Source organism: Burkholderia sp. COPS, from assembly GCF_019425585.1.
Lineage (GTDB): Bacteria > Pseudomonadota > Gammaproteobacteria > Burkholderiales > Burkholderiaceae > Burkholderia > Burkholderia cepacia.
In genome coordinates, this window is the sequence record NZ_WIXR01000034.1 from 234,899 (window position 1) to 246,109 (window position 11,211).

Genomic DNA, 11,211 nt, shown 5'->3' on the forward strand with positions numbered 1-11,211 from the left:
GTGAATGCTGCGAATCGGGATGCCGGTGAAACGCGAACGAAAGAGAAATGAAAGTGTCGGCTGCGCGCGTGTCGCACGCGTGACACGCCGGGCAGGCCTGCCGGTTCGGGCGCGAACGCCGTGCACGACGCGCTGGGCCGCGCAGGCGGGCTGCTGACATCCCATGACATCCGCGCGGCGATCGTGAGTGCATGCGCCGGGATGCCCGGATTTGTCTGACGAACGGGTGCGTGCGCCGCGACCGGCACGGCGATGAACCGCCCCGCCCTTCGTCCGGGTCCGCGGCCAAACGCGCTTCGAAAAAATTTTTAGCCGATGTCACACACGCGGGGGGCTCGCTCGTCATGTCACCGGAACCCACACGAAAGGAGAAGGACCATGACTGCGAAACTCAATCCGTTTGCCGCCGCACCCGCACTGATGAAGAACTGGATGACCGTGTCGGTCGCCGCTGCCGGGAGCCTCGAGCCGACGCTGATCGAGCTCGTCAAGATCCGCGCATCGCAAATCAACGCGTGCGCGAACTGCATTAACATGCACACGGCCGAGGCCCGCGAGCAAGGTGAGACCGAGCAGCGCATCTATCTGCTCGCCGCGTGGCGCGAAGCGCCCTGCTACACCGACCGCGAACGCGCGGCGCTCGGCTGGACCGATGCGCTCACGCGGCTGTCGGAGGGCCACGCCGCACACGAAGCAGCCTACGCGGCGCTGAACGACCACTTCAGCCAGGAGGAACAGGTGAAGCTCACGCTGATGATCAACGTGATCAACGGCTGGAACCGGCTCGCCGTCGGCTTCGGGCTGTGGATCGACCCGGCCGACGCGAAGGCCGCCGCCGCAAAGATGGTGGCCTGATGCCGACCCTCGACCCGGCCAGTGGCAGCGCCGAAGCACGGGCCGACGCGGCGGCGAGCTTCGACCCGCTGCGTCGCACGCTGATCCGCGTCGCGTACCGGATGCTCGGTTCCGTCGCGGACGCCGAGGACATGGTGCAGGAAGCGTTCATCCGCTGGATGGACGTCGACCGTACCGACGTGCGCGTGCCCGAGGCGTTCCTGCGCCGCATGGTGATGCGCATGTGCCTCGACCAGCTGAAGTCCGCGCGGCACCAGCGCGAGACCTATATCGGCCCGTGGCTGCCCGAGCCGGTCGTCGAGGAAAACGAACAGGAAGACGTCACGCTGCCGCTGCTGCTCGCGCTCGAACGGCTCTCGCCGCTCGAACGCGCGGCGTTCCTGCTGCACGACGTGTTCGGCCTCGAGTTCGACGAAGTAGCCGCGACGATCCAGCGCGACCCGGCCGCGTGCCGGCAGCTCGCCGCGCGGGCCCGCACGCATGTGCGCGAGGCGCGGCCGCGCTTTCATGTCGAGAAACAGCGCGGAATCGAATTGGCGGAAGCGTTTTTTGCCGCGTCACGCAGCGGCGACATGCGCACGCTCGGCGCGATGCTCGCCGAGGACGTGAGCCTGCATTCGGACGGTGGCGGCAAGCGCTCGGCGGCGGGCAAGCCGGTGTTCGGCTTCGAGCGCGTGATGAAGGTGCACGAGTATCTGGCCGAGCTGTTTGCGACACATGCATCGAAGCTCGTGCGTGCCGGGTTCATCAACGGGCTGCCGGGTTTCGTCACGCTGGAATCCGATGGCGAGCTGCAGACCACGGCGCTCGAGATCGAGGACGGCAAGATCGTCGCGATCTATGTCGTGCGCAATCCCGACAAGTTGAAGCATCTGCACTGAAGGCGGCGGGATCGCGCGCCGGGTGCCGTGCGCAGGCACGGCCGCGATGCGCGCTGTTCACCGTCCTGCCGCCCTGCTTTACCGGCCGCCGGTTCGTGCTCGTGCTCGTGCAATCAATACGTGCCGACCACGAGGTTGCGGATCACGATCATCAGGAAGCCGAGCAACGGCGTCGCGATCGCGAAACCGGTCGCCGCGAGCCAGTTCGTGCCGCCCTGCGCTTCCAGCAATGAGAGAAACGATTCGTGCGACGTCGCGTTCGGGCGCAGCTTGTCGATCCGGCGCTCGACGTGCGCCTTGTAGAGGCCGTTCCCGTACCAGCCGAGCGACACCGCGATCCCGATCGTGACCGGGTCGAGCGTGCTCGATTCGAAGTATTTCGGAAAGAACAGCAGCTCGACCAGCGTAATCGCGAGCGACGCGCCAAGGACGGCCGCCGCCTGCCAGTACATGCATCGATACGCCATCCAGACCGGGCCCAGGAAACAGGCTGCCCAGTTCCACGACTGCCGGTTCTTGCGCGACGCGGCGATCGTCCATTTCCGCTCGAACCAGGCAGCCTTCTTGCCGACATAAGCGGCGATTTCGTCGTTGCTCGCGGACGATGCGGCGGTCGTGACGTCGGACATGGTCGGGTGCTCTCGGTCGCGCGTTGTTGTTTTGATGTGGTCGGATGCGGTGAAAGTCGAACGGCGCAGCCGCTTCGGTCGCACACGATTCTACCTGCCGTGCAGCGCAGGTCGCAGCGTCACGGGCCAGGATGTCGGTGGAGATGCGATGCCGTGGATCGCGCAACGCATCGGGGCGATATGCGTCGTTTCGCGTTGTTTCGGCCGGAAAAAGAAAAACGCCACGCGAGGTTGCCGCGTGGCGTTTGTATGTTTGGCGAGCCGCGTTGCCTGTAGGCAATTTGCGCTGCCGGACCCCTTCATTTTGTTCGTTGGTAGGCTCGATTGGATTCGAACCAACGACCCCCACCATGTCAAGGTGGTGCTCTAACCAACTGAGCTACGAGCCTAAGAAGCCGCGAATTATAGAGAGGGTTTTTGAGGAGCACAAGCCCTTTCGTGAAAATTTTTTGAATCGGCGCGTGCGGGGGCAAACGATCGATGGTGCGTGGCGATGCCGGGCACGTCGCCCTCACCGCTTCGCATCACAGCAAAATGCGTCGATGCGCGGTGATGTTATCCACATTGCCCTCTGGATAACCGTCCGGCAAGCCTCTGGATTCACAGTGGAACGATTGAGGATATGTCGGCGAGCCTGTGAATCGGCGAAAAGTTGTTCTGTGCTGCGCGGAGCTGTTCACGTGCGACACCCATGGTTATGCATCCCGCTTCGTGCTGAAAATTCAGTGCGTTACGGAGGTTATCCACTGTGAGGCACAGCGCTTGTTAACTATCACTACGTATATATACGAACCCTGTTAACACCTTTGGATAAGCACAGTCCGTCGACTGTGATCCGCCCGGGATATGCACTGCGTGCGGCGAACAGAAGAACGAATCGGGAAGCTGTGAAGTGCGTGGGTGATGTGCGGACCCTTATGTCTGTAGAATCGCCGGCATCCAGGATGCAAAGGCCCGTCGAACAGGCTCACGACACATGACCGATTCTTCGTTGCCCAGGCTCGACACGCTCGATATCGACACAGTCGTGCATCGAATGCAGCAACATCCGGGCGACATCGTGTTCGAGCAACGCGTGTCGATCCCGGAAGCCGATGTCCTGTGCTGCCGCTACAAAGGTGAGCGATTCAACGTGAAGTTCGATCTCGGCTACGGGGTATTTGTCGATCGCGTCGGAAAGCTGTCTCGCCAAGACATCGAAGACATCATCAGATGGCTCGTAATGGTGTGAACCGGATGACGAGAGGCACAGGCACATGATTGATTCCTTGACTGCGCTGCAGCGCTGGTACGAATCGCGTTGCGATGGCGTCTGGGAACACGCGCACGGCATCGAGGTCGTCACGCTGGACAATCCGGGATGGAAGGTGAAGCTCGACGGCGCGACGTCTGGCAAGGTGATCGATCTGTCGATCGAGCGCAACGAGTCGGACTGGATATCCGTGCGTGCGACCAGCGCTGAATTCGCCGGCTACGGCGGCCCGGGCAATTTGCCGGAGCTCCTCGCGCTCGCGGTCGAGTGGATCGACTGGCGCGCGACGAACGACGAAGGACGACGCGATCGATGAAGGCACCTGTCGACGAAATGCTGGTGACGGAAATTGCCGGCCGTGTTGCGGTTGTCGTGACCGAGGTGGTCGCCGTCGCCGATGGGCTGGCACGGTTGGGCTTCGCTCGGCAATCCGGTCGCGGGGAATGTGCGATCGCTCGATGTCTTTCACGGCGCGACGAAACCGAAGAAAGAACCGGGCGACGCAAGCGGCGCTCGCAACTGGAGTGAGTAATGGGACCGATCGTTTGCCATCGACACGGACGCGCTTCCACGGCGACAACATCGAAGGGTGTGGACGCACGCATCAGGCTGCGCGGGCAGTGTATGCCCGGTGAACTCGTGAAGGTCTCGCTCGACCGGCCGAGATACAGCTGGGAGATGTGGGTGTTGCGCGCCGAGCTCGACGAGCACGAGGTCGATGCGATCTTCGTCGATCGGGTCGCTCACGTGAAGGCATTTCCGAAGATCGCGGCATTGGAGCGCTTGCGCGCGTATGTCTGTCTGGCGTGTCTGGACGAACTGCTCGTGCGTTCCGGCGAGGTGCCTCATCAACCGACGACGAAAGAGCAGGCGTTCGACACGTCCGTCGTCGCGGCGAATGCAAAGTGGCCGAGCGATTTCGCGCGATGCGAACTTCACGGGCTGATCCTGCCGACGCGGTCGTCGCCGGATATCGAAACGGCGATTCTCACGACCGATGTGATCCGTGATTGTCACGTCGTGCGGGTGATCGATGCCCGTGTGAAGCACGAGCCCAAGTATTGGTTCGACGAAGCGTTTTTGCGCAAGGTGCTCGGGCCGGATATCGACATCGTCGATTCGACGTTCCGGATCGACGATCCGGCCATGTTCGTGCGGCTGTGGGACGCCGGTGAGTATGTGTGTCCGGTGTGCCTGCGGGAGGTGTTGAAACGCAGCGGCCTGGGCGATGACGCTGCGCCGGCGTGAACGCAAAGGAGAGGGCATGACGGGCAGGCAACCGGCGCCGTTTGCGATCGAGCAGGACGACATGACGGACGACGCTACCCGGCGCAAGATTTTCTGGCTGCTGCAACGCCTGACGAGCCTGTCGCTCTGGACGCGCAAGCGCGAGGCATTCGAGCGCTTCGCGAACGCGTACGAGCATGCAGTGAACACGTGGCCCGACGGTGATCCGGAGGCCATCCAGCGCACCCACTTTCCGATCATCACCGACATTCTCGCGGCTTACGATCGAGGGCTGACCGAGCTGGCCCGAGGGAACCGGATTGGCTGGCGGAGCGGTGGGCCGTTCAAGGACGTGTACCGGCAATACCACCTTCTGGACGCGTATTTCTACCCGAATCCCGATTACTGGGATCGCGGTGGGCAGGTTGCCCCATACCCGCCGAAGATCGACGCGCTGGCCCGACTGCTGCACGCATCGGAATACCAGATGGAGTCTGCGCCGTTCGATTCGGACGATCGATTCGGCAACCTCGCACGTCTGCGCTCGGCGAGACAGCTGTTGTCCCCGAATGCCTATGAGCGCAACTTCCACACGCTTTCGTATCCGGTGTTTCCGGAGGACCTGCCCGAGGTTCCGCAAGCTGTGGGCCCGATCATCTGGACCGGCCGGAAAGTGCCTTGCGACGGCATCTGGGAGCCTGTCGTCGTCAAGTGGTCGAGGCGGCCGGGCCTCGTGCCGATCGTCATGCCCGGCTTGCGTAATGGAGGTTGCTTCAATTATTTCGTTCGGGGCACGCGTGCGCCGAACATCACGGACGATTTCCCGGGATTGTTCATCCCGACGTGCTGGCGATTGCTGTGGGAAGACCGGCGTTACGTGAACGGCGTCATTCCCGACGAATCGCAGTATTTCCTCGAGCCACGGCAAGCGCCGCAGACGAACCCGAACCCGTGATATCCGGAGAACGCCATGAGCAAGCTGAATTTCGGCGAGGTCGATCGATGTTCCGTCCGGCTCAATACCGCGATGCTGCTCGGCCTGAAGGCGGCCTATGAAGACTTCGCGAAGACCGGGCAGGATCTGCGCAACTTCGAGATCTGCATCACGGACGAAAGTGCCGCGACGGTCGATCCGAAACCGGACGACCACGTCATCGGCGTGACGTTTCTGGCGAAGATGCCTCCCGGCATGCGCGGGCTCGGCAATGCAAGCCCGCTCGGGACGTCGATGAAATATGTCATCTCCCCGGAGACAGGCGAGATTCTCAAGGTTTATCTGACCAAGTGACCTGGGCGGCGGTGAGGGTGGTCAGCCTTCGTATGTGGGTAACTGCGGCGCAAACGACGTGAAACGCTGTGCGAGCAGCAGGTGAGCATGCGCTCGGATCGCAAGCGGGGGGCGGATCCCGGCGAATTCTGACCGTGACGAGCCGATCCGGATACGTGAGCCCGCGACTGAGCGCAGAAATGCCGGCATCCACGGCGCGAGCGCGGGGGAATGTGCATCGCGTTCGTGCGCTTGCCGACGTGCCGCATGTGGACAACCTGCACACCCAGCCAGTCGAATCGCTGTGCCTCGGACAGGTGAGCGCCATGCACTCGGCCATGTGAAACAGCCCGAATGCCTTGCTGGACAGGAATTTTCCGGAATGGGGCAGGTGATGGGGAGAATGTTCGCGCGATCCGCCGTGACTGAGTGCCGTGTGGATATCGAGCAGCCAGGACACTCGAAATCCTGTGCATTCAGCGGGTGAGGGTACGCGAATGCGGTGAGGATGTTTGCGTCATCTCGCGGGTTGTGGATATCACGCTTCCACGCAACTCGAAACGCTGTGCAGACCCAAGGTGAGCGAACCGAACGATATCAGCATGTAGCGTCACCACGATCAAGCTGACCGGCCTCCACGATTCCCGGTGCGGTTCGGACACCGACTCGACTGGCGTCGCGAGAGAAGGCGGCATATACCAGGACAAAGTCGCACGGCGAGGACGATCGTTCGCTATGCTGCCGGTGACAACGCACCTATCCATCGGATACACATGAGCGCAACTGCAACTGCACGGATCATTCTCAAAGCCATGCTGAGCATCCCCATTGCTTTTGGGCTCGCCTATCCCCTTGTCCATCCTTCAGAAGACGGTGGCGTTCTCGGCGAAATGGAGAGGCTTGGGACAATCGGCGGCATCGTCGTCATCACGGTTTTCCTGGCTCTGGTCTATGCGTATGCGAGCGACCTGAGGACTACCCTGAAATCGGTCAACCAAGGATCGCGTGCGGCCGAACCCAACAGCGTCTGGCTCATGTTCCTCTTGCCGTACAACTTCATCGAGGACTTCTTCATTATTTCCAACGTTGCGGAGTCCCTGGAAGCGGAGTCTCGTATCAATCCGGCGCTGTCGGGTCTGCGCTCGTTCGGCCGGATCAGTGGCATCGGGTGGTGTCTTGCGCAGGTTGTTTCGTTGATACCCGATACCCTTGGCTCCATCGCCGGTGGCGTTGCAGTTTTTCTCTGGGTTTGGCACTGGGTGTTCGTGCGTCGAGCGAACAAGATGCTTGCCGGCAGCCAGGTCTCGGTGGCGACTCTACCTGGACGGACAGGATCGTAGCCATCCTTGGAAGGCGGATCGCTTACCCGTGATCGATGTGGACATCCTGTTCCGCAGCGACTCGAAACCCTGTGATTCCAAAGGTGAGGGCACCGGAGCGGCTTCGATGTGCATAACAGCCAGGGAAAGTCAGTCGAAACGCTGTGCAAGCGAGTGGTGAGCGTGCGCCCGTTCAAGCCCGCCGGGCCGCGCCACAAAAGGCGCTGCGGCCACCCTCAACCGCCAACCGGGCGCGCATCCTGCTACTTCAAGTCTGCTGATCGAGCGCCTGCGCGACCGCTTTCTCCGCGAGGCTCCGGGCCGGCCCGACCACCGCATAGTTGAGCCCGTTCACCGACCCGTACCGCGCGAGCAACGCGCCATCCACACGTTGCCCGGCCGGCAGCAGCCGATGTTTCGATTCCGCCGGCCGCAGATAGAAGCTGAGCGTCCGCCCGGCCTCGTCCTCGTAGAGCACCATCGCAGCAGTAGCTCCGCTGTCGGTCGTGAACAGCCGCCCACCGACCGGCCTGAACCCCGCCGCGCTCAGATCCGGCAGCCTTGCCGATGCCCCCACTCGCCGGGTGAGCCACCCCTGCAAATCTCCCGCACCCGTCGGCCGGTAATCGACCTTGGCCGTCTGATCGACCACCATCATCCGGTAGGCCTCGACCGCATCGCTCATCGGCGCGATGGGCGGCGCCGCGTTCCACCCACGCGCCTGCCATCCGCCGAATGTCCCCAGCCCGACGCAGAACACGAACGAAGCCGCAATCGCGAACCGCATCCGCGAGCGCTCCGCCTGCCTGCCGCGAATGGCGGCAGGATCCAGCGCAAGGTTATCCGCCGGCATCCGCACGCTTTCCAGCGCGGCCCGCAACCGCTGCGCATCCTGCTGCCATTGCTTCACCTGTTCCGCGCGCTCCGGATGCAGCGCGAGATAACGCTCGACCGCGGCGCGCGCATCGTCGTCGAGCTGGCCGTCGACGTAGGCCTGGAGGTCGTGTTCGTTCGGAGGCGTGTTCATTTCTTCATCAACCGGAGAGAAGGAGCAGGAAGCTCGCCGTCGCTGAGCTGGCGCAGCGCCTGGCGCGCGCGGGATAGCCGGGACATCACGGTGCCGATCGGCACCTCGAGCAGGTCGGCGACTTCCTGATAGGTGAAGCCCTCGACCGCGACGAGCAGCAGCAGGCTGCGCTGTTCGTCCGACAGCCGGCCGAACGCTTCGAGCGTCGCGCGCGCCGTGAATTCGCGTTCGGCGGACGGCCAGTGCGCTTCGTCGTCATCACGGATCCGGCCGAGCAGCCAGTTGTAGCGCTTCGCGCTGCGTTTCCCGTCGAGAAACTGCCGGTACAGGATCGTGAAGAGCCAGCTGCGCAGCGACGCGTCGTCGCGGCGGCTCGTCCAGCGCGACAGTGCGCGCTCGAGCGTCGACTGGACGAGATCGTCGGCCGCGTGGACGTCACGCGCGAGCCAGAGCGCGAAGCGTCGCAACCTGGGGATGAGTTCGCGCAATGCGTCGTCGTCGAGGGCGGTGGAGGGCATGGCCGGGCCGGTTGCCGAATGGGTAGAGATGCCGCGTAAGACGCTGGTGGGCGCCGCTTATTCCACCAGCATAGGAAAAAAATTTTCGTGGAATAAAGCGGCGCGGGTGGCGTCCTACGCGGGTTCGACAATGACCTGATGGTCGGGAGCACATTCATGGAGCGATCTTCTTCCTCTTCTTCGCCGCAGCGCGAGCCTGGGCGCGGGTGGTGGCGCTGGGCCGCGATCGGCGGCGCGGTGGCCGGCGTGGCCGTGGCGTTCGGCTACGCGGGCGGCTGGCTTGCGCCGGCGCGTCTGACCCCGCACCGGATCGTCGACGCATTGCAGACGGCCGGCGGCGGCATTCACCCGGGCTTCCGGCGCAATCACGCGAAGGGCGTGTGCGTGACCGGTTACTTCGAAGGCAACGGCGCCGCGAGCGCGTATTCGGTCGCGCCGTTCTTCAAGGCGGTGCGCACGCCGGTGGTCGGGCGCTTCGCGTTGCCGGGCGGGAACCCGTACGCGCCCGACAGCAGCGTGCCGATCCGCAGCCTCGCGCTGAAGCTCACCGCGCCCGATGGCGAGCAATGGCGAACCGGGATGAACGCGATGCCCGTGTTTCCGGTGGCGACGCCGCAGGCGTTCTACGCGCAATTGATGGCGACCCGGCCCGATCCGAAGACGGGCAAGCCCGACCCGGCGAAGGTAAAGGCGTTTTTCGGCGCGCACCCGGAGGCGGGCGCGTTCCTGCAATGGGTGAAGGGTGCGAAGCCGAGCGCGAGCTACGTCACCGAAAGCTATTACGGATTGAACGCGTTCTACTTCGTCGACGCGGCCGGCAAGCGTCAGGCGGTGCGGTGGCGCGTCGTGCCGGAGCAGACGTCCGGCGCCGGCGACGTCGCGACGGCGGCGGACCCGAACGTGTTGCAGCAGGACGTGACGCAGCGCATCGCGGCGGGTGCGCAGAAGTGGAAGCTGCTGGTCACGTTGGCGGAGCCCGGTGATCCGGTGGACGACGCGACGAAGGCCTGGCCCGCGCAGCGCACGACGATCGACGCGGGCACGCTCGTGCTCGACCGCGTGGAGGCGCAGGACAGCGGGCCGTGCCGGGATGTGAATTACGACCCGACGGTGCTGCCGCAGGGGATCCAGGTGTCGGGGGATCCGTTGCTGGCGGCGCGCTCGGCTGCCTATGCGGATTCGTATCTGCGCAGGACGAGTGAAGAGGCCGGCGTGGCGGGCGTGGCCAGGTTGAGTTCGGAGGGACGGTGATGAAGACTTCTGCGACGTTTGGTTTGCCCGCGAGGGTGCTGCACTGGGTGATGGCCGCGATGATTCTCGCGATGCTGTTCATCGGGGTGGGGATGGTGGCGTCCGTTTCCGGGCGGCATGAGGTTCTGGTGGCGATTCACAAGCCGCTGGGTGTGGCCGTGCTGGTGCTGGTGTGCGTGCGGATCGTGGTGCGGGTGTTGTCAAAGCCGCCCGCGTTACCCGAGGATCTGCCGTGGTGGCAGAAGGCGGCCGCGCACGGATCGCATCTCGTGCTGTATGCGCTGATGGTCGCGATGCCGCTGATCGGGTGGGCGATGCTGTCGGCGGGCGGGTATCCGGTGACGTTGGGCGGCGGCGTGCAACTGCCGGCGCTGGTGTCGGCTGATCCGGTGACGTTCGCCTGGCTCAGGGTCGCGCATCGTGTGCTGGCGTATCTGTTCTTCTTGACGTTCCTCGCGCACTTTGCGGCGGCGCTGTACCACGGACTGATCCGACGGGACGGTGTGGTGAGGGCGATGGTCGGGCGGTAACCGACGGGAAGGTCGAGTTCGCGGCGGCGGGGCTGGACACGGGCGACCGGAGCGGCTCTTGCCGTGCCGCTTATATATGGCCACTCGGGCAGGCTCGGCTGCGCCCGGCATAGCATGTCAAAAATATTTCACGAAAGGGGTTGCGGAGACGGGGGCAGGTGCTTAGAATCACGCCTCTTTCGCGCTAACGGAAACGCGGCGCGGGAGGAAGAAGGGAAGCGGTGCTGTTGAAGTTGGTTTTAGCAACTCCAGTGCACACGAAATTAAACCGCAGTCGTCGCAACGAAGTAGTTAAAAAAGTTGTTGACGAGTTTTAAAAAACGGTTAATAATCTCGCTTCTCTGCTGCTGAAAACGCAGCGCTGCTGAGAAACACGAAGTTCCTCGCAGATTGCTCTTTAAAAATTAACAGCCGATAAGTGTGGGCGCTTGATGGAAGCGAGCTGATCCTCGGAT

The 11,211-nt window shown here is 63.4% G+C and carries 14 protein-coding genes and 1 tRNA gene; 11 read left to right on the forward strand and 4 right to left on the reverse strand.

Features of this window, described 5'->3' with window-relative positions:
* Nucleotides 1–378 precede the first annotated feature (378 nt).
* Nucleotides 379–855: a carboxymuconolactone decarboxylase family protein gene (locus tag FOZ70_RS26725; protein ID WP_021162266.1), complete on the forward strand. Its 477-nt coding sequence runs from the start codon at nucleotides 379–381 to the stop codon at nucleotides 853–855.
* Nucleotides 855–1,736 carry a sigma-70 family RNA polymerase sigma factor gene (locus FOZ70_RS26730; protein WP_219707199.1) on the forward strand — a complete coding sequence of 294 codons (882 nt, stop codon included), beginning with the start codon at nucleotides 855–857 and terminating at the stop codon, nucleotides 1,734–1,736. Before FOZ70_RS26725 ends, FOZ70_RS26730 begins: the two co-directional genes overlap by 1 nt.
* Before the next feature lie 113 nt (nucleotides 1,737–1,849).
* On the opposite strand, the gene FOZ70_RS26735 is transcribed toward FOZ70_RS26730, so the two are convergent.
* Together FOZ70_RS26735 and FOZ70_RS26740 are read right to left on the reverse strand one after the other, a co-directional pair.
* Nucleotides 1,850–2,365, reverse strand: a complete 516-nt coding sequence (locus FOZ70_RS26735; protein WP_193094246.1) for a DUF2628 domain-containing protein — start codon at nucleotides 2,363–2,365, stop codon at nucleotides 1,850–1,852.
* Between the two features lie 312 nt (nucleotides 2,366–2,677).
* Nucleotides 2,678–2,754 (reverse strand) — tRNA-Val (locus tag FOZ70_RS26740).
* 587 nt (nucleotides 2,755–3,341) lie between these two features.
* On the opposite strand from FOZ70_RS26740, the gene FOZ70_RS26745 reads away from it, so the two are divergent.
* From FOZ70_RS26745 to FOZ70_RS26775, 7 genes are all read left to right on the forward strand, one after another.
* Complete coding sequence (locus FOZ70_RS26745; RefSeq protein WP_042976888.1) at nucleotides 3,342–3,596, forward strand: hypothetical protein; 255 nt, start codon at nucleotides 3,342–3,344, stop codon at nucleotides 3,594–3,596.
* 25 nt (nucleotides 3,597–3,621) lie between these two features.
* The gene (locus FOZ70_RS26750; protein ID WP_219707200.1) at nucleotides 3,622–3,933 is read left to right on the forward strand and encodes an Imm53 family immunity protein; all 312 of its coding nucleotides are present in this window, start codon (nucleotides 3,622–3,624) and stop codon (nucleotides 3,931–3,933) included.
* A complete protein-coding gene (locus FOZ70_RS26755; RefSeq protein ID WP_081070447.1) occupies nucleotides 3,930–4,145 on the forward strand; it encodes a hypothetical protein in 216 nt (71 codons plus the stop codon). The genes FOZ70_RS26750 and FOZ70_RS26755 overlap by 4 nt, the downstream gene beginning before the upstream one ends.
* Before the next feature lie 3 nt (nucleotides 4,146–4,148).
* Nucleotides 4,149–4,865: a hypothetical protein gene (locus FOZ70_RS26760; protein WP_219707201.1), complete on the forward strand. Its 717-nt coding sequence runs from the start codon at nucleotides 4,149–4,151 to the stop codon at nucleotides 4,863–4,865.
* A gap of 16 nt (nucleotides 4,866–4,881) precedes the next feature.
* Entirely contained in the window at nucleotides 4,882–5,799 is a 918-nt protein-coding gene (locus FOZ70_RS26765; RefSeq protein ID WP_258025732.1) for an Imm72 family immunity protein, read from the forward strand.
* A gap of 15 nt (nucleotides 5,800–5,814) precedes the next feature.
* The gene (locus FOZ70_RS26770; RefSeq protein WP_048024040.1) at nucleotides 5,815–6,132 is read left to right on the forward strand and encodes a hypothetical protein; all 318 of its coding nucleotides are present in this window, start codon (nucleotides 5,815–5,817) and stop codon (nucleotides 6,130–6,132) included.
* 752 nt (nucleotides 6,133–6,884) lie between these two features.
* Entirely contained in the window at nucleotides 6,885–7,451 is a 567-nt protein-coding gene (locus FOZ70_RS26775; RefSeq protein ID WP_219707202.1) for a hypothetical protein, read from the forward strand.
* A 247-nt stretch (nucleotides 7,452–7,698) separates the two neighbouring features.
* Here FOZ70_RS26775 and FOZ70_RS26780 read toward each other — a convergent pair whose 3' ends face one another.
* The gene (locus FOZ70_RS26780; RefSeq protein ID WP_060128984.1) at nucleotides 7,699–8,457 is read right to left on the reverse strand and encodes an anti-sigma factor; all 759 of its coding nucleotides are present in this window, start codon (nucleotides 8,455–8,457) and stop codon (nucleotides 7,699–7,701) included.
* Nucleotides 8,454–8,975: a sigma-70 family RNA polymerase sigma factor gene (locus FOZ70_RS26785; RefSeq protein ID WP_059527789.1), complete on the reverse strand. Its 522-nt coding sequence runs from the start codon at nucleotides 8,973–8,975 to the stop codon at nucleotides 8,454–8,456. Before FOZ70_RS26785 ends, FOZ70_RS26780 begins: the two co-directional genes overlap by 4 nt.
* A gap of 156 nt (nucleotides 8,976–9,131) precedes the next feature.
* On the opposite strand from FOZ70_RS26785, the gene FOZ70_RS26790 reads away from it, so the two are divergent.
* Both FOZ70_RS26790 and FOZ70_RS26795 read left to right on the forward strand, forming a co-directional pair.
* Nucleotides 9,132–10,226 (forward strand): catalase family peroxidase, encoded by a 1,095-nt coding sequence (locus FOZ70_RS26790; protein ID WP_219707203.1) that lies wholly within the window; start codon nucleotides 9,132–9,134, stop codon nucleotides 10,224–10,226.
* The gene (locus FOZ70_RS26795; RefSeq protein WP_021162277.1) at nucleotides 10,226–10,756 is read left to right on the forward strand and encodes a cytochrome b; all 531 of its coding nucleotides are present in this window, start codon (nucleotides 10,226–10,228) and stop codon (nucleotides 10,754–10,756) included. The genes FOZ70_RS26790 and FOZ70_RS26795 overlap by 1 nt, the downstream gene beginning before the upstream one ends.
* The last annotated feature ends 455 nt before the right edge of the window (nucleotides 10,757–11,211 follow it).